General features: G+C 63.3%; 23 protein-coding genes and 1 pseudogene. 9 read left to right on the forward strand and 15 right to left on the reverse strand.

Annotated elements, in window-relative coordinates:
• Positions 1 to 250: 250 nt before the first annotated feature.
• On the forward strand, positions 251 to 547 hold the full coding sequence (locus tag YUA_RS0131580) for a hypothetical protein (protein ID WP_156947372.1): 297 nt from the start codon (positions 251 to 253) through the stop codon (positions 545 to 547).
• A 106-nt stretch (positions 548 to 653) separates the two neighbouring features.
• Here YUA_RS0131580 and YUA_RS0131585 read toward each other — a convergent pair whose 3' ends face one another.
• On the reverse strand, positions 654 to 1,580 hold the full coding sequence (locus tag YUA_RS0131585) for an AEC family transporter (protein ID WP_027534292.1): 927 nt from the start codon (positions 1,578 to 1,580) through the stop codon (positions 654 to 656).
• Positions 1,581 to 1,875: 295 nt separating this feature from the next.
• Between YUA_RS0131585 and YUA_RS0131590 the strand changes: the two genes are divergently transcribed.
• Together YUA_RS0131590 and YUA_RS0131595 are read left to right on the forward strand one after the other, a co-directional pair.
• The gene (locus tag YUA_RS0131590) at positions 1,876 to 2,235 is read left to right on the forward strand and encodes a hypothetical protein (protein WP_027534293.1); all 360 of its coding nucleotides are present in this window, start codon (positions 1,876 to 1,878) and stop codon (positions 2,233 to 2,235) included.
• A gap of 409 nt (positions 2,236 to 2,644) precedes the next feature.
• The gene (locus YUA_RS0131595) at positions 2,645 to 3,322 is read left to right on the forward strand and encodes a ParA family protein (protein WP_027534294.1); all 678 of its coding nucleotides are present in this window, start codon (positions 2,645 to 2,647) and stop codon (positions 3,320 to 3,322) included.
• A 77-nt stretch (positions 3,323 to 3,399) separates the two neighbouring features.
• Here the strand turns inward: YUA_RS0131595 and YUA_RS48950 are convergent, their stop codons facing one another.
• The 4 genes from YUA_RS48950 to trxB form a co-directional block, all read right to left on the reverse strand.
• The gene (locus YUA_RS48950; RefSeq protein ID WP_198029538.1) at positions 3,400 to 3,546 is read right to left on the reverse strand and encodes a hypothetical protein; all 147 of its coding nucleotides are present in this window, start codon (positions 3,544 to 3,546) and stop codon (positions 3,400 to 3,402) included.
• A gap of 481 nt (positions 3,547 to 4,027) precedes the next feature.
• A complete protein-coding gene (locus YUA_RS0131610; protein ID WP_027534295.1) occupies positions 4,028 to 4,936 on the reverse strand; it encodes a 4-hydroxy-tetrahydrodipicolinate synthase in 909 nt (302 codons plus the stop codon).
• Between the two features lie 447 nt (positions 4,937 to 5,383).
• Positions 5,384 to 6,307, reverse strand: a complete 924-nt coding sequence (locus tag YUA_RS0131615) for a LysR family transcriptional regulator (protein WP_027534296.1) — start codon at positions 6,305 to 6,307, stop codon at positions 5,384 to 5,386.
• Between the two features lie 5 nt (positions 6,308 to 6,312).
• A complete protein-coding gene (gene trxB, locus YUA_RS0131620) occupies positions 6,313 to 7,278 on the reverse strand; it encodes a thioredoxin-disulfide reductase (protein WP_027534297.1) in 966 nt (321 codons plus the stop codon).
• 267 nt (positions 7,279 to 7,545) lie between these two features.
• On the opposite strand from trxB, the gene YUA_RS0131625 reads away from it, so the two are divergent.
• Positions 7,546 to 8,025 carry an Lrp/AsnC family transcriptional regulator gene (locus YUA_RS0131625; RefSeq protein ID WP_027534298.1) on the forward strand — a complete coding sequence of 160 codons (480 nt, stop codon included), beginning with the start codon at positions 7,546 to 7,548 and terminating at the stop codon, positions 8,023 to 8,025.
• Positions 8,026 to 8,058: 33 nt separating this feature from the next.
• Here the strand turns inward: YUA_RS0131625 and YUA_RS0131630 are convergent, their stop codons facing one another.
• The 4 genes from YUA_RS0131630 to YUA_RS0131645 all read right to left on the reverse strand — a co-directional run bounded on the left by YUA_RS0131630 (position 8,059) and on the right by YUA_RS0131645 (position 14,067).
• Positions 8,059 to 8,457 carry a DoxX family protein gene (locus YUA_RS0131630; protein ID WP_084293002.1) on the reverse strand — a complete coding sequence of 133 codons (399 nt, stop codon included), beginning with the start codon at positions 8,455 to 8,457 and terminating at the stop codon, positions 8,059 to 8,061.
• 131 nt (positions 8,458 to 8,588) lie between these two features.
• Positions 8,589 to 9,062 (reverse strand): transcription elongation factor GreA, encoded by a 474-nt coding sequence (gene greA / locus YUA_RS0131635; protein WP_027534300.1) that lies wholly within the window; start codon positions 9,060 to 9,062, stop codon positions 8,589 to 8,591.
• A 227-nt stretch (positions 9,063 to 9,289) separates the two neighbouring features.
• Positions 9,290 to 12,754, reverse strand: a complete 3,465-nt coding sequence (carB, locus tag YUA_RS0131640) for a carbamoyl-phosphate synthase large subunit (protein WP_027534301.1) — start codon at positions 12,752 to 12,754, stop codon at positions 9,290 to 9,292.
• 143 nt (positions 12,755 to 12,897) lie between these two features.
• On the reverse strand, positions 12,898 to 14,067 hold the full coding sequence (locus tag YUA_RS0131645) for an MFS transporter (RefSeq protein ID WP_027534302.1): 1,170 nt from the start codon (positions 14,065 to 14,067) through the stop codon (positions 12,898 to 12,900).
• A 110-nt stretch (positions 14,068 to 14,177) separates the two neighbouring features.
• Here YUA_RS0131645 and YUA_RS0131650 point away from each other — a divergent pair, with 110 nt between their 5' ends.
• Positions 14,178 to 14,528 carry a helix-turn-helix transcriptional regulator gene (locus YUA_RS0131650; RefSeq protein WP_027534303.1) on the forward strand — a complete coding sequence of 117 codons (351 nt, stop codon included), beginning with the start codon at positions 14,178 to 14,180 and terminating at the stop codon, positions 14,526 to 14,528.
• Between the two features lie 168 nt (positions 14,529 to 14,696).
• Here YUA_RS0131650 and YUA_RS0131655 read toward each other — a convergent pair whose 3' ends face one another.
• On the reverse strand, positions 14,697 to 15,392 hold the full coding sequence (locus tag YUA_RS0131655) for a class I SAM-dependent methyltransferase (protein ID WP_027534304.1): 696 nt from the start codon (positions 15,390 to 15,392) through the stop codon (positions 14,697 to 14,699).
• Between the two features lie 104 nt (positions 15,393 to 15,496).
• On the opposite strand from YUA_RS0131655, the gene YUA_RS0131660 reads away from it, so the two are divergent.
• Positions 15,497 to 16,021: a Dps family protein gene (locus YUA_RS0131660; protein WP_027534305.1), complete on the forward strand. Its 525-nt coding sequence runs from the start codon at positions 15,497 to 15,499 to the stop codon at positions 16,019 to 16,021.
• A gap of 178 nt (positions 16,022 to 16,199) precedes the next feature.
• On the opposite strand, the gene YUA_RS0131665 is transcribed toward YUA_RS0131660, so the two are convergent.
• Positions 16,200 to 16,724 carry a cupin domain-containing protein gene (locus YUA_RS0131665; protein WP_027534306.1) on the reverse strand — a complete coding sequence of 175 codons (525 nt, stop codon included), beginning with the start codon at positions 16,722 to 16,724 and terminating at the stop codon, positions 16,200 to 16,202.
• A gap of 129 nt (positions 16,725 to 16,853) precedes the next feature.
• Positions 16,854 to 18,044, reverse strand: coding sequence for a glutamine-hydrolyzing carbamoyl-phosphate synthase small subunit (carA, locus tag YUA_RS0131670; protein WP_027534307.1), 1,191 nt, complete (start codon positions 18,042 to 18,044; stop codon positions 16,854 to 16,856).
• Between the two features lie 230 nt (positions 18,045 to 18,274).
• Between carA and YUA_RS0131675 the strand changes: the two genes are divergently transcribed.
• From YUA_RS0131675 to YUA_RS0131685, 3 genes and pseudogenes are all read left to right on the forward strand, one after another.
• Positions 18,275 to 18,730 (forward strand): GatB/YqeY domain-containing protein, encoded by a 456-nt coding sequence (locus YUA_RS0131675; RefSeq protein WP_027534308.1) that lies wholly within the window; start codon positions 18,275 to 18,277, stop codon positions 18,728 to 18,730.
• Positions 18,731 to 18,844: 114 nt separating this feature from the next.
• A pseudogene (locus YUA_RS45575) lies at positions 18,845 to 19,499 on the forward strand (AMP-binding protein); the annotation flags it as partial.
• A 94-nt stretch (positions 19,500 to 19,593) separates the two neighbouring features.
• On the forward strand, positions 19,594 to 20,367 hold the full coding sequence (locus tag YUA_RS0131685; RefSeq protein ID WP_027534310.1) for a DUF2189 domain-containing protein: 774 nt from the start codon (positions 19,594 to 19,596) through the stop codon (positions 20,365 to 20,367).
• A 42-nt stretch (positions 20,368 to 20,409) separates the two neighbouring features.
• Here YUA_RS0131685 and YUA_RS0131690 read toward each other — a convergent pair whose 3' ends face one another.
• Genes YUA_RS0131690 through YUA_RS0131700 form a run of 3 tightly spaced genes read right to left on the reverse strand, consistent with a single transcriptional unit; the run spans position 20,410 to position 21,696 of the window.
• Positions 20,410 to 20,922 (reverse strand): SRPBCC family protein, encoded by a 513-nt coding sequence (locus YUA_RS0131690; protein WP_027534311.1) that lies wholly within the window; start codon positions 20,920 to 20,922, stop codon positions 20,410 to 20,412.
• On the reverse strand, positions 20,919 to 21,389 hold the full coding sequence (locus YUA_RS0131695) for an SRPBCC family protein (protein ID WP_027534312.1): 471 nt from the start codon (positions 21,387 to 21,389) through the stop codon (positions 20,919 to 20,921). The genes YUA_RS0131690 and YUA_RS0131695 overlap by 4 nt, the downstream gene beginning before the upstream one ends.
• Positions 21,382 to 21,696 carry a helix-turn-helix transcriptional regulator gene (locus tag YUA_RS0131700; protein WP_027534313.1) on the reverse strand — a complete coding sequence of 105 codons (315 nt, stop codon included), beginning with the start codon at positions 21,694 to 21,696 and terminating at the stop codon, positions 21,382 to 21,384. The genes YUA_RS0131695 and YUA_RS0131700 overlap by 8 nt, the downstream gene beginning before the upstream one ends.
• Positions 21,697 to 21,745 lie beyond the last annotated feature (49 nt).

A 21,745-nucleotide genomic window follows, 5' to 3' on the forward strand; every position in this document is an offset into this window, starting at 1 on the left:
CGCAGCGCGGGGCGGTGATCGAGGCTGCTTCCTGAGGGAATCCTTTTTGGCAAGCACAGCGTTTTTGGCAAGTACAGCACTGTCGCTGCAAATCATGTTCCCCTGGATATACGACGTGGAACTGATCCGCAGCGTCCCGGGAAACGCGATTGAAACCTTTTGTTGGCTCGCGCAATCGCGAACGGCGCAGGAGGAACGACCGTCGGCGGCAGGGATTGGTCGCGTGTCAATCGCAGACATGGAGAAGACGATGACGCACTTGAAACGACTGAGCGTGGCTGCCGTGATGGCCGCGATCGTACCGCTCGCCGCATCAAGCCCGAGTTTCGCCGAGGGACGCGGACCCGGCCCGTGCACGCCCCCCGCCGGACACGCTGTTGGAGCCGCAGGCCCCGCGATGAACGGCGGCCAGCTGGCAGCCGGTGTCGGCCAATGCCGGAACTTTGGAAGCTATTACCGAACCTACGGCTACCGGAGCCCCGGCTATGCGTATGGCTATGCCGAGCCCGCCTGGGGGGCACCGGTCGTGGAGCCGGATTACTGGTAATCGAACCTGACGCCATGGCGCAGTGCGCGGCGCGGCCCACATCGGCCGCGCCGCTGTCGTAGGTGGCCTGGCTCCATGCGGACCAGGTGGCGCAATGTCACCGCCGCTACTTCACCACCATCACGACCACCGGCAATGTCACCGCCGCCAGCAGCGTCCCCAACGCCACTGCGCCCGACACCGGGTTCACCAGCCGCTGATACTGAACCGCGAAGATGTACGCGTTCGCGCCGGTCGGCATCGCCGCGAACAGCACGACGACGCCCGTCACGATCGGCGGCAGGTTCAACAGCTTTGCCAGCACGAACGCCACCGCCGGCATCGCCAGAAGCTTGAGCGCGCTCATCACGACGACGCTCAGCATCTCGCCCTTCACCTCGAAACGGAACAGAGTGATGCCGAGCGCGATCAGCGCGGCCGGCGATCCCGCCTGCGCGAGCAGCTCGACCGTTTTGTCGACGACGGGGTTGAGGCCGAGGCCGGTGAAACGCCAGACCACGCCAAAACCGATCCCGAGCATCAGCGGATTGCGCGCGAGATCTGCGAGCACGGGCCGGATCACCGCGAGCGTGGAGCCGGTCCGCTTGCGGCTGACGAGCTCCATCTGCAAAATGCCGCAGAGCCAGAGCAGCGGCGTGTTCACCGACAGGATCAGCGACATGGGGCCGGCGGCCTCGTTGCCGAGCGCCGAGAGCACGAGCGGAATGCCGAGCATCACGATGTTGCCGTAGACCGAGCCGATCGCGAACACGACGCCGTCCTCGCTGGCGCCGCGCCGCATGGCCGAGATCAGGAGCGCCGCGATCCAGGTCAGCGCGAGCGCGCCGTAATAGGCGCCCCACATCCGCCACGGGCTGACATCGGGGAATTCCGACACGACGATGGTGCGAAACAGCAGCGCGGGGATCGCGATGCTGAAGGCGAATTCGGAGATGCCCTTGTGCGCGCCCTCGGAGACGAAGCGAAACAGCGCCGACGCGTAGCCGGCCGTGATCAGCGCAAACACCGGCGCGACGATCAACATTGTGGCCATGCGGTCCTCCCCCTCACGGGGAGATCAGGCCCACCACCCCACGCGCTTCTCGATGATGCCATCATGCCGGTGTTTTGCCCGACGTGTCAAAGTAAATTCGTAAAATCCGCAAGGCGCGAAAATTCGCGACGCCCCCCAGGACCCTGGCTACTGTGCATGGGGTTGTTTTCGCGCGTTTGGCCGGAGCGGCCCTGTTGCCGAGACCGCACAGCTCCCGGGTTTCGCCTCGGGCCTCGTTGCCAACGAACGCCCGTTCACCCACTATCTCTCCGACTCGACATTTCTGGGGGCATCGATGCCGGTATCTCGCTTGAGGACATCCTTGGCTGCTGCAACGTTTGGAATGGCGCTCGCCGTTCTGGTCCAGCCGGGCACAGGTTTCGCCTACACGCCCGAGCAGGAGCAGGCCTGCACGCCGGATGCGATGCGGCTGTGCGGCGAGTTCGTGCCGAACGTCGATGCCATCACCGCCTGCATGATCCAGAGGAAGTCGCAGCTATCGCCGCAATGCGCGGCGTTCTTCCGCCGCGGACCGGAGCCGCGCGAGGCGGCCGCGCCCCGCGCCGGCAAGCCGACCAACATCGCGCCCAGGACGGCGAAGAAGACCTCGACCAAGCCGAAGGCGACCAAGAAGAAAAAGACCGAGGACGGTTAGGCCGCTCGCTTCCGCGCGTTCCCTTCGCGAAACTCCATCACGGCCCCGCGCGTCAAAGTGACTCAGGGGGCGTCAGCCACGCGACAGCCACCGGACTCGTTTTGTTCGCACGGCTCGCGCGCGAGCCTGCAGCTATTGCGATTACACGCGACCGAAAAAGCCGCGTCAGGATTTGCGCGGCGAGGTTGTAGTCCGGTTTTCCCGGGTGATTGACTGGAAAATGCGCGATTATCCGCGTGAACAGCGATTCATGACGGTTCGTGTCCGTCGTCGCACCAGGCAGTGTGACTCAAAAGCCAGCACGCCTTGTTATTTCGTGGCTGAGACGCCGCTCCTGATAAATTTTTCTTTCACGAATCAGCGCAGTGATTCATTTTCGTGGCCTGGGGTCAATCTGGAGGCCAGAGGTATGAACGTTATTGTTTTTGCATCGCGTAAAGGCGGCTCGGGCAAGAGTACCCTGGCCGCACATCTCGCTGCGCAGATCAAGTCGAGCAAGCAGGTGATGCTTGTGGACGCGGATCCGCAAGGCTCGCTCACGCTGTGGCACAAGCTGCGTGGCACCAACGAACCGCCGATCAAGGCGGCCGTGAACTCTGTCAGCGGCATCGTCTCCGCTGCCAAGCGCGACGGCTACGAATGGGTGTTGATCGACACGCCGCCGAATCTCTCGGCCGTGGTCGACGACGCGATCAAGAACGCGACGATGGTGGTCATCCCGGCACGGCCCGGCGTGTTCGACGTCAACGCGGTGCAGGAAACCATTCAGATGTGCCGCGCGGCGCGCAAGCCCTACGCGGTCGTGCTCAACGGTGCGCCGGCGCGCCGCGACGAGTCCGAAAGCCCGATCGTCACCATCGCGCGCGAGGCGCTGGCCAAGTTCCGCGCTCCGGTGTGGGGCGGTCAGATCACCAATCGTTCGGATTTGTTGATGGCACTCAGCCACGGCGAAGGCGCGCGCGAGTATCAGGCCGAGAGCCGTGCAGCTCAGGAAATCGCAAGGCTGTGGGCGGCGATCGAGCGTTCAGTGAAAGCTATTCGCGGCACCGCGTCGGCGTCCGGCGCAATGCACAAGCAGGCGGCATAATTTCATCAATCATTTCCCCGGACGACAAACGCGCGGTATCCCGCGCGTTTTGCGTTTCTGGATCCGGTGAAGATGAGCTACGCGATCATCAGCATGTAGAACACGATGACCGGCGACAGCGTCAGGATCACCGACCAGATGCCGACGGCCCAGATGATGTCTTCGGTGGAAAAGCCCTGCTGTCCGGCGTCATAATGTGACGCCGCATCATTCTGATTGTTCAAGATCGCCCCCGCGATTTCTTCGCTTATGGACGTGAACGTTAGGCAGGATGCTTTAAGATTCCAGCTTGCAGCTCCGCTCGCATTTTGAGCGCATTTGCGACCACGGCTTAACCATCCGTGCAAGAAGCCGTGTCAGGCGAGCCAGACCCGAAACAGCAGCACCGGGATCAAGCCGAGCATCACGGCCCAGAAGCCGAACGACGAGACCACCAGAATTCCCTGCAAAAGATCAGCAGGCACGAACATTTCCGCCGCGGTCGGGCGAACGCGTTGCCCCATGGTCATTCCCCCTGTTTGAAGACTTTGCCCAGGGAACGATAGGCTCCATTGCGTAAACGAGCCATGGATGCGCCATGCCACAGCAGCGAACACCATTCGCGCCCGGTTAACCACGGCGTTGCTCTCTCGCACCCTCTCCCCGTTTTGACGGGGAGAGGCGAGGGGCTGCCTCCGCAAATGGGGCAAGAGGTGAGGGGAGACCTTATGCCGCGACTTTCATCCGTCGTTCGATCTCGCGATCGAGTTGGGCTGCGAGCTCGCTGCTCACTTCCACCATTGGCAGCCGCACTTCGGGGCTGTCGATCAGGCCGCTTCGCCACAGCCAGTACTTCGCCGGCGCCGGGCTCGGCTCAGCGAACAACAGCCGCGTCAGCTCCGCGACCTCCTGCCAGCGCGCCAGCGCCGCATCGGAGTTGCCGCGCTTCAGCTCGCTGTAGACGGCCGCGAAGGTCGCGGTCTCAAGATGGGCGGACAGCAAAATGCCGCCATCGGCGCCGTCGCTGAGCGCGTCGAAATAGTTCGCGTCCTCGCCGGTCAGCACGCGAAAGCCGTTTGGCTTGTCGCGCAGAAGCGCGATCGACTGCTCGCGGCTCGCGCCGCAATCCTTCAAGCCGATGATGTTGGGATGCTCGGCGAGCCGCAGTAGGGTCTGGTTGGTGATGCCGACGGCGCAGCGATAGGGAATGTTGTAGAGCGCGAGCGGCCAGGCGGCGCGATCGGCCAGCGCTTCGAAATGCGCGAGGATGCCGCGCTGAGACGGCCGCACGTAATAGGGGCTCGCGATCAGATAGAAGTCGATCGGCCAGTCAGCGGTCTCATCGAGCCGTTCGTTCATCCTCGACGTGTCCGCGCCTGATAGTCCGAGGCCAATCGGTACGCTGCGGCGGCCGGCCGCCATCTCGTCGCGCACGATGGCGACGAGGCGTTCCAGCTCGGCGTCGCGCAGCGTCATGCCTTCGCCGGAGGTTGCGCCCAGGATGAAGCCGTCGATCGCCTGTGTGCAGTAGTGCCGCGTGAGCCGCCGCAGCGATACCTCATCGAGACGCCCGTCGCGAAACGGCGTCACCAGCGGCAGCCAGAGCCCGTGCATATGGGTTCGCAAATCAGTCATGTTTTATCTCCTTCTCAAAGAAAAACCTGAGACGGAGGGCACATGAAAAAACCCCGTCCAGGTGGCGGGGTTTTCGGAATTGGCTCGCGACGACGAAGTCAGCCTAGCGCGCGCAAAAATCCGAGGTCCCCGGATGGGGGCCCTTTTTCGAGACGATTGCGCACGACTTCGTGATCATTTGGAAATGATGTGGGGTATGCTCAAAACTGTCAATACACGCGGAACGCGAAAGCCGAATTGAACAGAAAAAAAGCCGGACCCGAAGGGCCCGGCTTAGGTATTGGCCACGTGAGGCCGACACAATCACCTTCCAAGAGGGATTACTGAACTCCCGCGCCACTGGAGGAGGGGGACAAATGCGCAACGCGAAGGCTCAGCGTGCAACCAGTATGGGCTTGACGAGCGGCATGCAGCAACAGCCGGGGCCGCATGTCAGTCATGCGGAAATCAGGACGGCCAGCGCTGCGCCTTGCTCACCACGAAGTCGCGGAACACCTGCACACGCGCGACCGTCTTCAGCTCTTCCGGATAGACGAAATATGTATCGAGCTGGATCGAATCCGATTCGCCGAACAGTTGTACGAGGCGGCTCTGTTCTTCGATCAGGTAATCCGGCAGCGCGGCGATGCCGAGGCCCTGCTGACAGGCGCGTACCAGGCCGAGGATGTTGTTCACCCTGAAATAGGCCTCGCGAGGACCGCTGCCGTTGCGGCCCGCTTCGACCAGCCAGTTGCGGTTCTGCAGGTGCGGCGCGAAGTTGCCATCGGAGAGCGTGATGATGCGATGGGAGTCGAGCTCCTCCAGCGTCCGCGGCGTGCCGAAGCGCTTGATGTAATCCGGCGAGCAATAAGCGTGGAAGCCCATCGCGAAGAGCTTGCGCTGGATGAGATCCGGCTGCGTCGGCTTGCGGGTGCGGATCGCGACGTCGGCCTCGCGCATCGACAGATCCAACTCCTCGTCGGTAACGATCAACGAGATCCGGATCTCCGGATAGAGCGCGGTGAATTCGCCGAGCCGCGGGATCAGCCAGTTGATGCCGACGCCGGGGGTGGTGGTGATCTTGAGATCGCCGCTCGGCCGCTCGCGGCTGTCGGTCAGTTTCGCGCGCGCCGCTTGCAGTTGCATGAACACGTCATGCGCGGTGCGGAACAGGAGATCGCCCTGCTCGGTGAGGATCAGGCCGCGGGCGTGGCGGTGGAACAGCGAGACCGAGAGTTCCTGCTCCAGTGCCGAGACCTGGCGTGACACCGCCGATTGCGACAGGCCGAGTTGCTCTCCCGCATGCGTGAAGCTGCCCGCTTCCGCCGCCGCGTGAAACACCTTCAGCTTGTCCCAATCCATATCCGTAAATCCGTCGCGTGTTCGAGGCATGATCGTTATTCCGCTGCAGCGCGCTCGCTGGCGCGCAGGGCCAAGAATCGTTCGGCCTCGAGGGCTGCCATGCAGCCGAGGCCGGCGGCCGTCACGGCCTGGCGGTAGGTTTCGTCGGCGACGTCGCCGGCGGCGAACAGGCCGGGCACGGAGGTCGCGGTCGAGTTCGGGGCGACCTCGACATAGCCCGACGGTTTCAGCTTGACCTGCCCGGCCACGAGCTCAGTCGCGGGCGCATGGCCGATGGCGATGAAGACGCCGTCGGTCGGCAGATCGGTCAAGGCGCCGGTCCTGACGTTCTTCAGTCGCACATGGGTGACCTTGTTCGGGTTCTCGGTGCCGCAGATTTCGTCGACGGCGGAGTCCCAGACCACCTTGATCTTCGGGTGCTTGAACAGACGCTCCTGCAGGATGCGCTCGGCGCGGAAGTGATCGCGACGATGCACGATGGTGACCCGCGAGGCGTGGTTGGTAAGGAACAGCGCTTCCTCGACCGCGGTATTGCCGCCGCCGACCACCACGACGTCCTTGCCGCGGTAGAAGAAGCCGTCGCAGGTGGCGCAGGCCGACACGCCGCCGCCCTGGAATTTTCCTTCCGACGGCAGCCCGAGCCAGCGCGCTTGCGCGCCTGTGGCGAGGATCACGGTTTCGGCGAGATAGACGTCGCCAGAATCGCAGGTCAGGCGGAACGGCCGCTGCGCGGTCTCCAGCTTGGTCACCAGGTCGGTGACGATCCTGGTGCCGACATGGACCGCCTGCTTCTCCATCTGTTCCATCAGCCAGGGGCCCTGGATCACGTCGGCGAAGCCCGGATAGTTCTCGACGTCGGTGGTGATGGTGAGCTGGCCGCCCGGCTGGATGCCTTGGATCAGGATCGGCTCGAGCATCGCGCGCGCGGCGTAGATCGCCGCGGCGTAGCCGGCGGGGCCGGAGCCAATGATGACAACCTTTGCATGAACAGGAGCGGACATTTCGATGGACGCCTTTCACGGGGGATTTGCAGCGCGGGCGCGGAACATGCCGGGAGGCCTCGCGGAGGCGCTGAAATATCAGAGCTAATCTAAGCCTTCTGGTGAGCTATGCAAGAATTGCATTCCCAATCGGCGGATTTTTCCAACAAGGAACAAAAGTCGGATGGAGTGAACGCGCAATAAAATTGCGCTGGAGGGCGTGACTGGCTAATGAGGATTGCATCAGATCCACCCGATACCGCCATAAAGGCCAGGAGTTCCAATCACGTGTCGCGGAACCTAGACGAGATCGACCTCAAAATTCTCGCTGAGATCCAGGCCGACGGTCGAATCACCAATGTCGAGCTCGCCAAACGGGTCGGAATTTCGCCCCCGCCGTGCCTGCGCCGGGTTCGGGCGCTGGAGGAGGAGGGCTATATCCATGGTTACCGCGGGCTGCTGGATGCGCGAAAGCTCGGCTTCGACGTCACGGTGTTCGCCGCAGTGCACCTCTCCAGCCAGGCGGAAGCGGATTTGCGTGCTTTCGAGGAATTCGTTCGCGCCGAGCCGCTGGTGCGGGAATGCTGGATGCTGTCGGGCGAGGTCGATTTCATCCTGAAATGCGTCGCCCCCGACATGGCGACTTTCCAGGATTTTGTGACGCACCTGACCGCCGCCCCCCACGTGCGCAATGTGCGGACGTCGCTGGTGCTGCATAACTCGAAATACGAAGCGGCCGTGCCCCTCGACGTGAAGGGACGGCGGTAGCTCTCTGTCCATTCGCGCGTGGGTGGCGCGTCGTCAGGTCCGCCGCAGCCCATCCACGCTGATCGGACCGCCGCCGGCGGCGGCGAGGAAGAGGCAGGCGAAGCACAGGACGATCGCCAGCGCGCCGTCGTTGGCGACGGGAAAGAAGCTGTGCGGCAGGTGCTCGATGAAATAGGCGAAGGCCATCTCACCCGAAAGGATGAAGGCGGCCAGCCGCGTGAAGAGGCCGATCATCAGGAGACCGCCGAGCACGAATTCGAACATGCCGGCAACGCCCCAGAGCGACAACGGCGTGACGTCGGAAAACATCTCCACCGGCGGAAATTTGAACAGCTTGGCCACACCGTAGTGAAAGAACATTAGCCCGGTGATGAAGCGGAAGAGGCTGAGCAGATAAGGCTGGCTCCGCGCGGTGATGCGATCGATGTCCATCGTGTCCTCCCTTGCTCGGACGGCAGCGGCGAGCATGACGGAGGATGGTGCGGTTCACAATCGTGGCTAGAAACATCGCGAAACAAAAAGCCGCAGAGCGCGCGGCTTGTCAGGCAGCCTTTGCGGGTAGATCACCGCCACTCCACCTTGGTGATTTCATACGCCTTGGCGCCGCCGGGGGCGTTGACCTCGACGGTTGAGCCCTTCTTCTTGCCGATCAGCGCACGCGCCAGCGGCGAGGTGATGGAGATGCGGCCCTTCTTGGCGTCGGCCTCGACCTCGCCGACGATCTGCCACACCGCCTTCTTCTCGGTGTCCTCGTCGACCAGCGTCACGGTGGCGCCGAACTTGATGGTGTCGCCGGAGAGCTTGGAAATATCGATGATGTCGGCGCGCGCGAGCTTGTCCTCGAGCTCGGCGATGCGGCCCTCATTGTGGGACTGCTCTTCCTTCGCGGCATGGTATTCCGCGTTTTCGGACAGGTCGCCGTGCGAGCGCGCCTCGGCGATATGCTCGATGATGCGCGGACGGTCTTCGGACTGGCGCTTCTTCAATTCTTCCCCGAGTGCGGCAAAGCCGCCCGCAGTCATCGGAACCTTTTCCATCTCTTCTCTCGTCTTTCGATCGCGCGCCCCACAACGACATAGGGCGCGTCAACCTTGATTCGTCAGTATGTCCGGGGGCTGAACACGCCGCCGCCGGAGCGTTATGTGGGTCTGCCGCCGGAACAGAACAACCGCAATGCCCGGACAGTTCCTCCGGCCATTGTGGCTTCATTGCCAATCACTTAGCGCAAGGCTTAACCCCTCAAGGCTTGGCCTTCCGCTCGCGATCAGGTTTCCGAAAAGTAGCTCTGCAGGGTACGAACCTCAAGGTCTCCGCCAAGGTAGGCGCGGATGCCCTGCGCGGCCGCCACGGCCCCGGAAAGAGTGGTGTAATACGGCACTTTATGCAAGAGGGCCGCGCGCCGCAGCGAACGGCTGTCGGCAAGCGCCTGCGGGCCTTCGGTGGTGTTGAAGACCAGCTGAACGTCGCCATTAGTGATGGCGTCGACGATATGCGGCCGCCCCTCCAGCACCTTGTTCACCTTCTCGGTCGGGATGCCCTCATCGGCCAGGAAGCGCGCCGTGCCCGAGGTCGCCAGCACCTTGAAGCCGAGCGAATGCAATTCGCGTACGGCTTCCGCAATACGCGTCTTGTCGCTCTCGCGCACCGAGACGAACACCGTGCCCTTGCGCGGCACCCGCGTGCCGCCGCCGAGCTGGCTCTTGGCGAATGCCACCGCGAAGGAGCGGTCGATGCCCATGACCTCGCCGGTCGAGCGCATCTCCGGACCGAGCACCGTGTCGACGCCGGGGAAGCGGGCGAACGGAAACACCGATTCTTTCACGCCGACATGTTTGAAGTCGGCCCTCTTCAATTTGAAATCGGCAAGCTTCTCGCCGGCCATGATGCGGGCGGCGATCTTTGCGACCGGCGTGCCGACCACCTTGGCGACGAACGGTACCGTGCGCGAGGCGCGCGGATTGACTTCGAGCACGTAGATCTCGCCGTCCTTGATCGCATATTGCACGTTCATCAGGCCGACGACGTCGAGGCCGAGCGCGAGCTCGCGCGTCTGTCGCTCCAGTTCCTCGATCATCTTGGCGTCGAGTGAGTGCGGCGGCAGCGAGCAGGCAGAGTCGCCGGAATGAATGCCGGCTTCCTCGATATGCTCCATGATGCCGACGATGAAGGTGTCCTTGCCGTCGCAGAGGCAGTCGACGTCGATCTCGGTGGCATCGGACAGATAGCGGTCGAACAGCAGCGGGTTCTTGCCGAGCACGGTATTGATCTGCCCGGTCTTGTCGTTCGGGTAGCGCGCCTTGACGTCCGCGGGCACCAGCTCCGGCAGCGTCCCGAGCAGATAGTCGCTGAGCTGGTTCTCCTCGCGAATGATCTGCATCGCGCGGCCGCCGAGCACGTAGGACGGGCGCACCACCAGCGGCAGGCCGAGATCGGTCGCGACCAGCCGTGCCTGCTCGACGGAATAGGCGATGCCGTTCTTCGGCTGCTTCAGCCGCAGCTTGTCGAGCACGCGCTTGAAGCGGTCGCGGTCTTCCGCGAGGTCGATGGCGTCGGGCGAGGTGCCGAGGATCGGCACTTCGGCGGCTTCCAGCGCATGCGCCAGCTTCAGCGGGGTCTGGCCGCCGAATTGCACGATCACGCCATGCAGCGTGCCGTTGCTGCGCTCCTTGGCGATGATCTCAAGCACGTCCTCGGCGGTGAGCGGCTCGAAATAGAGCCGGTCCGCGGTGTCGTAGTCGGTCGACACCGTCTCCGGGTTACAGTTGACCATGATGGATTCGTAGCCGGCGTCATGCAGCGCGAAGCAGGCGTGACAGCAGCAATAGTCGAACTCGATGCCCTGGCCGATGCGGTTCGGGCCGCCGCCGAGGATGATGACCTTCTTCTTGTCCGACGGCGTGCTTTCGTCGGCGACCTTGCCTGCAAACGGCGACTCGTAGGTCGAGTACATGTAGGCGGTGGGCGAGGCGAATTCGGCCGCGCAAGTGTCGATTCGCTTGTAGACCGGACGGACCTCGAGCGTGTGGCGCTTCGCGGTGACCTCCGCCTCCGTCGTTTCGGCCAGCACCGCAAGCCGCGCGTCGGAGAAGCCCATGGCCTTGAGCATGCGCATGCCGAAGGCATTGCCAGGCAGGCCGTGCTTCCTGACCTTCTCTTCCATCTCGACGATGCCGCGCATCTCGCCGAGGAACCACGGATCGATCTTGCAGGAGTTGAAAATGTCCTCGTTCGACCAGCCGAGCCGCATCGCTTGCGCCACCTGAAGAATGCGGTTCGGCGTCGGCGTGCCGAGCGCGGCGCGGATCGCGTTCTTGTCGTCGTCGCGACCGAGACCTTCGATCTCGATCTCGTCGAGGCCGGTCAGCCCGGTCTCGAGCCCGCGCAGCGCCTTCTGCAGGCTCTCCTGGAAGGTGCGACCGATCGCCATGACTTCGCCGACCGACTTCATCGAGGTCGTCAGCGTGGAGGAGGCGCCGGGGAATTTCTCGAAGGCGAAACGCGGGATCTTGGTCACCACGTAATCGATCGTCGGCTCGAACGAGGCCGGTATCGCGCCGCCGGTGATGTCGTTGGCGATTTCGTCGAGCGTGTAGCCGATCGCGAGCTTGGCCGCGACCTTGGCGATCGGGAAGCCGGTGGCCTTCGAGGCCAGTGCTGACGAACGCGACACGCGCGGATTCATCTCGATCACGACCATGCGGCCGTCTTCCGGATTGACGCCGAACTGCACGTTGGAGCCGCCGGTCTCAACACCGATCTCGCGCAGCACCGCCAGCGAGGCGTCGCGCATGATCTGGTATTCCTTGTCCGTCAGCGTCAGCGCCGGAGCGACCGTGATGGAGTCGCCGGTGTGCACGCCCATCGGATCGAAATTCTCGATCGAGCAGACGATGATGCAATTATCCTTCTTGTCGCGCACCACCTCCATCTCGAACTCCTTCCAGCCGAGGACAGATTCCTCGATCAGGACTTCGTTGGTGGGGGACGCATCAAGACCGCGCTCGATGATGTCGAGGAACTCTTCCTTGTTGTAGGCGATGCCGCCCCCGGTGCCGCCCATGGTGAAGGAGGGGCGGATGATCGCGGGCAGGCCGATCTCGGACAGCGCCATCATGGCCTGGCCGAAGGCGTATTCCTGGTAGCGCTTGCGGCGGTCGCTCTCGCCGAGGGTCCATTGCCGATCGTGCTCTTCGAGGGCCGCGCCCGAGAGCTTCTCGCGTTCGGCCTGGCGTTTGTCGCGGAAGGACTTCTTCAGGGCGGAGGCGTTGGCGAGCCGCGACTTCGGCGTCTCAAGCCCGATCTTGGTCATGGCCTCGCGGAACAGCTGGCGGTCCTCGGCCTTGTCGATCGCGTCGGCGGTGGCGCCGATCATCTCGACGTCGAACTTTTCCAGCGTGCCTTGCTGGCGCAGCGATAGCGCACAATTCAGCGCGGTCTGTCCGCCCATGGTCGGCAGCAGCGCGAAGCCGCCGGGAATGACGTGACGTTCCTTCTCGATGATCTTGGCGACGATCTCGGGCGTGATCGGCTCAATATAGGTCGCATCGGCCAATTCCGGGTCGGTCATGATCGTGGCCGGATTGGAATTGACGAGGACGATGCGATAGCCCTCTTCCTTCAGCGTCTTCACCGCCTGCGTGCCCGAATAGTCGAACTCGCAGGCCTGGCCGATCACGATGGGACCGGCGCCGATGATCAGGATGGTGGTGATGTCTGTACGTTTGGGCATCAACTCTCGCCGAAGTGGAATTTGGGCACAAAAAAAGGGCGCGCTTGCTGCGCGTCCCTGTGGCCGAGAGCGCGTTGGTCGCCCTCGCGCGCGGGTGGGTCTTAGACCAGTTTTTGGGGCGGCGAAACCCCGAAAAACGCCCGTCAACCAGCAATTTTGACGGGTTTCGGCCGCACCTGCCAGCCTCGGGCGAGATGCACCAGAAGCGAGGCCGCAACGCTCATTCCGCCGATCCAGCCGAGGTCGTTTGGCGAGAGGGCGGCCAGCACGGCCCCGCCCAGGGCACCGCCGATGGCGAAGCCCAAATACATCGCCGATGCGTTGAGCGAGAGTGCGATCATCGAGGCCTGCGGCTCGATTCGGATGATGCTGGCGATCTGGGCCGGATAGAACGCCCAGCCCGAGAGGCCCCAGAGGAAGATCGCGCCGAGCACCGCGTAATGGGCCTGTCCGGGCAACAGTTTCAGGACCAGCGAATGCAGGATCAGCGCGCTCGCCATGCCGGCGAGGCCGACGGCTGCGGTTGCGAGTGTGCCGAGTCGGTCGGCCAGGACGCCGCCGAGCATGTTGCCGATCGCAGCCGCGCCGCCGAACACCAGTAGCGCCAGGCTGATCTGCGAAGCGTCGAACCCGAGGCCGCGCAGCGGGACCGCGAAGTAGGTGAATACGGTAAAGCCGCCGAGCGCCCATAAAATCGTGATCACAAGCGCGATCAAGACATTGCTGTGACGCGCCACCGCCAGCCTTTCGCTGAGCGAGGCCGTGTTGCGCGGCAGGCCGCGGGGCAGACCGAATAGCAGGCCGGCGAGCGCCACTGCGCCGATCATTGCGACCATGGCGAAAGTCGCGCGCCAGCCGAGCAGGCTGCCGACGAGATTGCCGAGGGGCACGCCGATAACGGTCGCAACCGTGAGGCCCGAGGTGACCAGCGCCACCGCGCGGCCGCGCCGTTCCGGCGAGGCGACCGCCACGGACACCGCCAGCGCCGTCGGCATGCACAATCCCGAGCCGAGTGCCATCAACATGCGCGAGGCCAGCAACAGGGCGTAGGTCGACGCCACCATCGCCGCGAGATTTCCGGCGATGAAGGTCGTCAGCGCCAAGGCCAGCACGGTGCGGCGGTCGATGTTGTTCAGCGTCACCGCCAGGATCGGCGAGCCCACGGCGTAGGTGAGGGCGTAGGCGGTAACCAATTGGCCGGCGGCGGAGACCGAAATCGAGAGGTCGCTGGCGATCGACGGCAAAAGCCCAGCAATGACAAAGCCTTCGGTGCCGATCGCAAAGGCCCCCAGGGCCAGCCAGAACACGCTCATCGGAAATCCTTATGTTCAATGTTTATTGAATTATCGAATATGACGATTCGAGAGTCAATTGGTTCAAGAACTATTGAACATTGCGGCCAACTTGCTATGATTCAGGCATCATGAGCCGCACGCCTCCCCACCCCACCCGCGAGCAGATCGAGCTGCCGCTGGTTCTGGATTGTCTGAGCGATCCGATCCGGTTGGCGATCGTGTATCAGCTCGCCCAGCAGGAACGTGTCAGCAGCGAGCTTTGCTGCGGCGACTTCAACGGCCTCTCCGGCAAGTCGAATCTCACCTATCACTTCGCAAAGCTGCGCGATTGTGGGCTGATGCAGACCCGCGTGGCAGGTACGAACCGCTTCATGCGGCTGCGCCGCGAGGATCTCGAGGCGCGGTTTCCCGGCCTGCTCGATGCCGTGCTCAAGTCAGCGGCAAAGGACGCGGACAGGCTTCAGTTGCTATCCACGTAGTCGAGGCGGATTGAGGTTTGGGCGGGCAGTCCAAAGCGTGGAGACCCGGCCTGGATTTGAACCAGGATGAAGAGCGATGCACTGCTCTCGCGTAGACGCTTCCGCCACCGGGCCGCGGCGATCATGTCCGATCGAGATGCGACAAGCCACCTCAGCCAATCGTTATGCTTAACGAGGCGGCCGCGCGATGAAGGTCATGCGCCAGCGGTTGTGGCCGATATTGGTGTTGGCGCGCTGGCTCGCGAAGCCCGCCGCCTTCAGCTTCACCGCGATCTCGTCCTCGCTATAGCGCTTGAGCCCGATGCGCGCGCGCAGATGACGATAATCTGACAGCGCGGTGCTGACTAACCCGATCAGCGCGTCTTTCAGGAAGCCGTGATGGAGGCCGAAGGAGAGCAGCGCCGTCACGTCCCGGCCCATGCCGACATGGGGCTGCAGGATATCGCCGAGCACGAGCTTGCCCGACGGCTTCAGGATGCGCCGGACATTGAGGAGCGCGGCATCAAGCTCCTCCGCCGTCATGTATTGCGCGACCGAGTTCATCACGACGAGGTCGATGGACTGGTCCTGCATATTGCGGATGTCGTCGAGCGAGCGGACGCGGATCTTGGTGTTGGGCGCAAATCGAGCGATCAGCCGGCCGCGCACGCCGGGCGCGGGCTCGGCCAGGATCAGCTGACCGCAGGCGGCCGCCACCTGGCTCGCCGACAGCGCCTCGCCGCAGGCATAGTCGAGCACGGTCGCGTCGGGCGAGGTGATGTAGCCGATGATGTCCCGCGCGATGATCTGGAAGTGCAAATCGCGATGCAGCTTGCTGACATAGATCGTATGCGTCGAGTCGTAATAATCGATCCAATCGTCCATGGTATCCCGTCCGGCGGTTCCTGTCTTGGAACCGTGCTGCCCGCCTTGCGTTAGGGGTGCGACGGCTCGCCGTCAATGTCCGCGTCCTAACAGGAAGGTTTCTCGTGAGCAAAGCCCCCAGCAAAGTCTCGCCCGACCTCGATACTCCCACCGATCTGCAGCCCCAGGCGGTCAACAAGGTTTCGGAGGCGCTCAACGTGCTTCTGGCCGACGCGTTCGCGCTGTACCTCAAGACCAAGAATTTTCACTGGCACATCAGCGGCCGGCATTTCCGGGATTATCATCTGCTGCTCGACGAGCAGTCGGATCAGATCTTCGCCACCACCGACCAGCTCGCCGAGCGCGTCCGCAAGATCGGCGGCGCAACCGTCAAGTCGATCGGCCAGATCGCGAAGCTCCAGACCATCAAGGACAACAATGAGGACTACGTCCCGCCGCGCGAAATGCTGCGCGAGCTGATGCAGGACAACAAGCATGTCGCGGCTGCGATGCGTAAAGCGCACGAGGTCTGCGACAACGCGGGCGACGTCGCCAGCGCCAGCATCCTCGAGGTCTTCATCGACGAGACCGAGCGCCGCACCTGGTTCCTGTTCGAAGCCACCCGCCAGGAAGGCGGCAACGAGGCGTAACTCGATTGGGCGCAAATGCCCCCGCAATGTCGTCCCGGCGAAGGCCGGGACCCATACCCCCAGTGAGAAGTTGTGGCGCGAGATGCGCGATTGCCTATCTTCGCCAAACTAGCTTTCGTGGTTATGGGTCCCGGCCTTCGCCGGGACGACGGCGGAATGTGCAGCTAGCGTTCCCGACTCACGGCCGCCACAACCGCATCAGCGCCCCGTGCTTGCCGGTCACCGGGTCCGCCGGCGGCCGCGCGACGTTCGGAATCGTCTTCAGCGCCTTGGCGTGGTTCTCTGGTGTTGCTCGCGTGATCTCCATCCGCGAGCCCGGCGGATAGGCGCCGATCACGCAGAAATCATCGCTCGCGTTGATGCGCTGATGCCCCGTGCCGGCCGGCAGGATCGCGATATCGCCGGCCTTGATGTCGAGCTCCTGGCCGTGATCGCCGCCGAAGCGAACGCGGGCATGGCCGCGTGCGACGCCGAGCACCTCATGCACGGTCGCGTGGTAGTGCAAATAATCGTAGACGCCGTTGCGCCACGTGCCGCCCCAATTGTTCGTTTCGAACAGGTTTTCGATGGTCTCTTCAGGTTGCTTCGGATCGAGCGTCACCGCGCCCTGGTAGACCAGGAAGGGGAGGATGTTGTTCGGCACGAGCCCGTCATCCTCGAAAACGATCGCGAGCGGCTCGGCATAGTCGCGGACGACGGACATGGCAAGGCTCCTGCTCACAAGGCTCCTGCTCAAACGTAGCAGTATTCAACGGGTGGCGTGAGACGACGTTCCCTTGACGAAAAAGCCCGGGACGAGCCCGGGCTTTTCCGTGCACTGCGATAGCGCGCCTTACGCGCTCTTGTTCTGGCGCATCAGATCGGCGAAGCGCTGGAACAGATAGTGCGAGTCGCGCGGGCCCGGCGAGGCCTCGGGGTGGTACTGCACCGAGAACACCGGCCTGCCGTCGAGTTGGATGCCGCAATTGGAGCCGTCGAACAGCGAGATGTGGGTCTGCGTCGCGCCCTTCGGCAGGGTGTTCTCGTCCACGGCAAAGCCGTGGTTCATCGAGGTGATCTCGACCTTGCCGGTGGTCTCGTCCTTGACGGGATGATTGGCGCCGTGATGGCCCTGATGCATCTTCCTGGTCTTGGCGCCGACGGCGAGGCCGAGCATCTGGTGGCCGAGACAAATACCAAAAGTCGGCGTGCCCGACTTGATCACGTCCTGGATGACAGGCACGGCATATTTGCCGGTCGCTGCCGGATCGCCCGGACCATTGGACAGGAACACGCCGTCCGGCTTCATCGCCAGAATGTCCTCGGACGACGTCGTCGCCGGCACCACCGTCACCTTGCAGCCGACGCCGGCGAGCAGGCGCAGAATGTTGCGCTTGATGCCGTAGTCGATGGCGACGACGTTGAACTCGGCATTGTCCTGGCGGCCAAAACCCTTGTCCCACAGCCAGGGCGTCTCGTCCCAGGTGAAGCGCTGGCCGGAGGTGACCATCGGCACGAGGTCCATGCCCTCGAGGCCGGGCCATTCGCGCGCTTCTTCCTTGAGGCCGTGCAGGTCGAACTCGCCGTCCTTGGCATGCGCGATCACGGCGTTGGGCATGCCCTTGGAGCGGATCAGCGCGGTCAATGCGCGGGTGTCGATGCCGGAGAGACCGATGATGCCGCGCGCCTTCAGCCAGGCGTCGAGATGCTTGGTGGCGCGGTAGTTCGAAGGGTCGGTGATCGCGGTGCGCAGGATCACGCCGCGCGCGCCGGGCGTTGCGGCCATGTTCACCGTCTCGATATCTTCGTCGTTGGTGCCGACGTTGCCGATATGCGGGAAGGTGAAGGTGATGAGCTGGCCCGCATAGGAGGGATCGGTGAGGATCTCTTCATAGCCGGTCATCGCGGTGTTGAAGCAGACTTCACCAACGGCCTGGCCCTCGGCGCCGAGACCAAAGCCTTCGAGCACCGTGCCATCGGCGAGCACGAGGAGCGCGGTCGGTTTGTGGTCCGGCCAAGCGGTATCGTTTTCATGTTGTGTCATGAGCGCGTTTCATAGTCGCCCCGCGCGCGCCCGTCAAAGCGGGAAACGGCGGATTCACATGCGTTTTTGCATATTTGACAGGTCTCCTCAGGCACTTAAGCTGGATCTGGCAATTTTGCGCCATTTTGGCCTCCGGCGGGGAACAATGAAACCTCGCACGACAGGTCCGGTATGGCCTCTTTCCCGGGAAGGGCTTAGATCAGGCGCAATGGATTGAGAGGATCACGATCATGCTGCGCGACGACATCAACAATGCGGTCAAGGAGGCCATGAAGGCCAAGGACGAGCGCAAGCTCTCGACGCTGCGCATGGTCAACTCGACGATCAAGAACGCCGATATCGAGGCGCGCGGCAACGGCAAGCCGCCGCTTTCGGACGCCGACCTGCTCGGCGTCTTTCAGAAGATGATCAAGCAGCGCCAGGAATCGGTCGAGCTCTACGACAAGGGCGGCCGCGCCGAACTCGCCGCGCAGGAGCGCGAGGAGATCGCGGTGATCTCGGCGTACCTGCCGAAGCAGATGTCGGACGGCGAGGTGAAGAACGCGATCGCGGACGCCATCACTGAAACCAGTGCCGCCGGCATGAAGGACATGGGCAAGGTGATTGCGGCGCTGCGGGCGAAGTACGCCGGCCAGATGGATTTTGGTAAGGCGTCCGGTCTCGTGAAGGCTGCACTGATGGGTTAAGCTGTCATTCCGGGCTCGCGCCAAGTGGCGCGCCCGGAATGACAAGGAAATCGGGAGGGCCGCGATGACCGGCGAACCCGGTCATGACGACGTTCTTGGGAAGCGACCAGGCCCATGCTGTCCGAAGCCGCCAGCTACGACGAGCTCACTCGCAACTTCCGCTGGGATATCCCGGCGCGCTTCAACATCGCGGAGGCGTGCTGCGATCGCCACGCCGACGGCAGCGGTCGTCTCGCGCTGGTGTCGACGAGAACGGCGCCACCACGCGCACCTCCTTCGACGAGGTCGCCGAGGCGTCGCGCCGCTTCGCCAATGTGCTGAAGGCGGATGGCCTCATGCGTGGCGACCGCGTCGCGGTGTTCCTGTCGCAGTCGCTGGAACTGCCGATCGTGCATATGGCGGCATTTCGTTCGGCGATGATCTCGATCCCGCTGTTCGCGCTGTTCGGCGAGGACGCGCTGGAATTCCGTCTGTCGAATTCGCAGGCCAAGGCGATCGTCACCGACGAGGGTGGCTGGGACAAGCTCGCAAGGATCCGCGATCGGCTGCCGGATTTGAAGAATGTCTATGTCATGGGCGAGCGCGCGACGCGCACGAAGTGTTCGGCCAGACCGAGTGCAATCTCGTGATCGGCAGCAACTCGAACCTGTTTCCGATCCGCCCCGGTTCGACGGCAAGGCGACGCCGGGTTTTGATGTCCGCATCGTCAACGACAAGGGCGAGGAGCTACCCAGGGGGGCAGCGCGGCATGATTGGCGTGCGTCAGCCATGGTGCAGCGACGCGTTGAGCGCTGCTTTTGACCCAGATCAACATGGGGACGAAGTCGTCTGGGCCTAATGCAGGAAATCCGGTGGGAGGAGTTATGTCCATCTCGGGCAAGGTCGATCCGGTGGTGCGTCCCGCAGCGGCGACCGACATCGCCGAGGCGCTGGTCGAAGGCCTGCGCGATTTCCAGGCGCTGCCGCTTTACGGGCTTTGCTTCGGCGCGCTTTACGCCGCCGGCGGCATCACCATCATGCTCTGCCTCACCGCCTTCGGCATGGTCTATCTCGTCTATCCGCTGGCGGCGGGCTTCGCGTTGATCGGGCCGTTCGTGGCGATCGGGCTCTATGAAGTCAGCCGCCGCCGCGAGCGCGGCGAGCCGGTCTCCTTCGGGGCGATCTGGTCGGCGATACGCTCGCGCAGCGAGATCGGCTGGATGGCCTTCGTCACGCTGTTCGTGTTCGTGATCTGGATGTACCAGGTGCGGCTTCTGATCGCGCTGCTGCTTGGCCTGCATGCGTCATTCTCGAGCCTGCAGGAGTTCATGACCGTGGTGCTGACGACAAACGAGGGGCTGCTGTTCCTCGCGATCGGTAACGCGGTGGGTGCCGCGCTATCGCTGATTCTGTTTTCGCTGACCGTGGTGTCGTTTCCGCTACTGCTCGATCGCGAGGTCGATTTCGTCACGGCCATGGTGACGAGCGTGCGTGCGGTGGTGACGAGCCCGCTGCCGATGATCGGCTGGGCGGCGGTGATCGTGATGCTGCTGATTGTCTCAGCGCTGCCGTATTTCCTGGGACTGCTGGTGACGCTGCCCGTGCTCGGGCATACGACGTGGCATCTTTATCGGCGGCTGGTGGCGCCGGTGTCGTAGTTGCAGTGTCGTCCCGGCTTTTCGCCGGGACGGTTGCGGCGCCTACGGCGTTTTGATCCCCATCGCCTTCAGCGCCTCCAGCATCTTTACCGGGGGCGACATCTTGATCTGCGGCGCCTTGCCCGTCTCGAGCAGGCTCTTCAGTCCCGACAGGATTGCGGGCCAGCCGGTGCGGCCGCCGGAGAGGATGTCGTCGCTGAGCGGCCGGTCATGGCCTTCGCTCATGGTGAGGCGAACCGCATCGCCGACCTCTTCGATCTCGTAAGTCACGAGCGTCGGGCCGAGCTTCTCGATCAGCTCGGGCCAATTCACGTTGAACGTGACCGAGAGCTTTCGCGGCGGGTCGTATGCGAGAACCTCGCCGCTGATGTGCAACGCGCCATCGGGGTTGCGCACAATGAAGGCGCCGCCAAGGCGCTGCTCAACCTCGACGGCATTGCCGAAGAAGTATTGCTTGCTGAACTCCGCCGATGTCAGCGCCTCCCACACCTTCTCCGGCGTCGAGGCGATGTAGATGGTGTAGACCGTGAGCGGCTTGAACTGATCGAGGTTCATTTTGCATCAAATCCCTTGTTGAGGGCCGCGCGTGTGATGTTGAGCAGCTTGCCGGTCTCCAACAGGCTCTTGAGCTGGGACAGGATCGCGGGCCATCCGTTGGAGACGGCGCCGAGATATTTGCCGCCCTCGATGAAGCCGTCATGCAGCACAGTCAAACGCACGACCGGGCCGAAGGGTTCGAGTGTGAAGACGACGCGCGAGATCGGCTCATGGCGCAGCTCTTCATATTTGTGGTGCTTGAAACTGTAGGACAGCCGCCGCGGCGGATCGGCCTCGAGGATTTCACCGGAATCCGTGACCTCGCCGTCCAGCGAAAGCGCAAAGGGCGCGCCGACCTTCCAGTCGGAGCGAACCTCGGCGCCGAACCAGTATTGCCTGGTGAATTCGCTCGATGTGAGTGCCTGCCACAGCTTTTCCGGCGTGGTCTCGATGTAGGTGACATAGACGAATTGCGGCTTACTCATCACGCTTCTCCAACTGGCGTTTCAACTCGCTGAGCGCGGCGAGCTTGCCGCGCTCGAATTTCCTGATCCAGCGCTCGCCGATCTGGTGGATCGGCACCGGGTTGAGATAGTGCAGCTTCTCGCGACCACGCTTGATGGTCGTGACCAGATTGGCCTCTTCCAGGATGACCAGGTGTTTTGTCACCGCCTGGCGCGTCATCTCCAGGCCTTCGCAAAGCTCGTTCAGCGTCTGGCCGTTCCTGGCGTGAAGTCGGTCCAGCAGCGACCGTCGCGATGCATCGGCGAGCGCTTTGAAGACCTCATCCATGGTAGCGATAATAGGCAACCATATGGTTGCATGTCAAGTGGTGTCTTTG

Source organism: Bradyrhizobium sp. WSM3983 (genome assembly GCF_000473045.1).
Classification (GTDB): Bacteria; Pseudomonadota; Alphaproteobacteria; order Rhizobiales; family Xanthobacteraceae; genus Bradyrhizobium.

Excerpts from the sequence above, each read along its gene's own strand:
- YUA_RS0131580 (WP_156947372.1), top strand. The coding sequence starts at position 251 with ATGACGCACTTGAAACGACTGAGCGTGGCTGCCGTGATGGCCGCGATC.
- YUA_RS0131585 (WP_027534292.1), bottom strand. The coding sequence starts at position 1,580 with ATGGCCACAATGTTGATCGTCGCGCCGGTGTTTGCGCTGATCACGGCC.
- YUA_RS0131590 (WP_027534293.1), top strand. The coding sequence starts at position 1,876 with ATGCCGGTATCTCGCTTGAGGACATCCTTGGCTGCTGCAACGTTTGGA.
- YUA_RS0131595 (WP_027534294.1), top strand. The coding sequence starts at position 2,645 with ATGAACGTTATTGTTTTTGCATCGCGTAAAGGCGGCTCGGGCAAGAGT.
- YUA_RS0131610 (WP_027534295.1), bottom strand. The coding sequence starts at position 4,936 with ATGACTGATTTGCGAACCCATATGCACGGGCTCTGGCTGCCGCTGGTG.
- YUA_RS0131615 (WP_027534296.1), bottom strand. The coding sequence starts at position 6,307 with ATGCCTCGAACACGCGACGGATTTACGGATATGGATTGGGACAAGCTG.
- trxB (WP_027534297.1), bottom strand. The coding sequence starts at position 7,278 with ATGTCCGCTCCTGTTCATGCAAAGGTTGTCATCATTGGCTCCGGCCCC.
- YUA_RS0131630 (WP_084293002.1), bottom strand. The coding sequence starts at position 8,457 with ATGGACATCGATCGCATCACCGCGCGGAGCCAGCCTTATCTGCTCAGC.
- greA (WP_027534300.1), bottom strand. The coding sequence starts at position 9,062 with ATGGAAAAGGTTCCGATGACTGCGGGCGGCTTTGCCGCACTCGGGGAA.
- carB (WP_027534301.1), bottom strand. The coding sequence starts at position 12,754 with ATGCCCAAACGTACAGACATCACCACCATCCTGATCATCGGCGCCGGT.
- YUA_RS0131645 (WP_027534302.1), bottom strand. The coding sequence starts at position 14,067 with ATGAGCGTGTTCTGGCTGGCCCTGGGGGCCTTTGCGATCGGCACCGAA.
- YUA_RS0131650 (WP_027534303.1), top strand. The coding sequence starts at position 14,178 with ATGAGCCGCACGCCTCCCCACCCCACCCGCGAGCAGATCGAGCTGCCG.
- YUA_RS0131655 (WP_027534304.1), bottom strand. The coding sequence starts at position 15,392 with ATGGACGATTGGATCGATTATTACGACTCGACGCATACGATCTATGTC.
- YUA_RS0131665 (WP_027534306.1), bottom strand. The coding sequence starts at position 16,724 with ATGTCCGTCGTCCGCGACTATGCCGAGCCGCTCGCGATCGTTTTCGAG.
- carA (WP_027534307.1), bottom strand. The coding sequence starts at position 18,044 with ATGACACAACATGAAAACGATACCGCTTGGCCGGACCACAAACCGACC.
- YUA_RS0131675 (WP_027534308.1), top strand. The coding sequence starts at position 18,275 with ATGCTGCGCGACGACATCAACAATGCGGTCAAGGAGGCCATGAAGGCC.
- YUA_RS0131685 (WP_027534310.1), top strand. The coding sequence starts at position 19,594 with ATGTCCATCTCGGGCAAGGTCGATCCGGTGGTGCGTCCCGCAGCGGCG.
- YUA_RS0131690 (WP_027534311.1), bottom strand. The coding sequence starts at position 20,922 with ATGAACCTCGATCAGTTCAAGCCGCTCACGGTCTACACCATCTACATC.
- YUA_RS0131695 (WP_027534312.1), bottom strand. The coding sequence starts at position 21,389 with ATGAGTAAGCCGCAATTCGTCTATGTCACCTACATCGAGACCACGCCG.
- YUA_RS0131700 (WP_027534313.1), bottom strand. The coding sequence starts at position 21,696 with ATGGATGAGGTCTTCAAAGCGCTCGCCGATGCATCGCGACGGTCGCTG.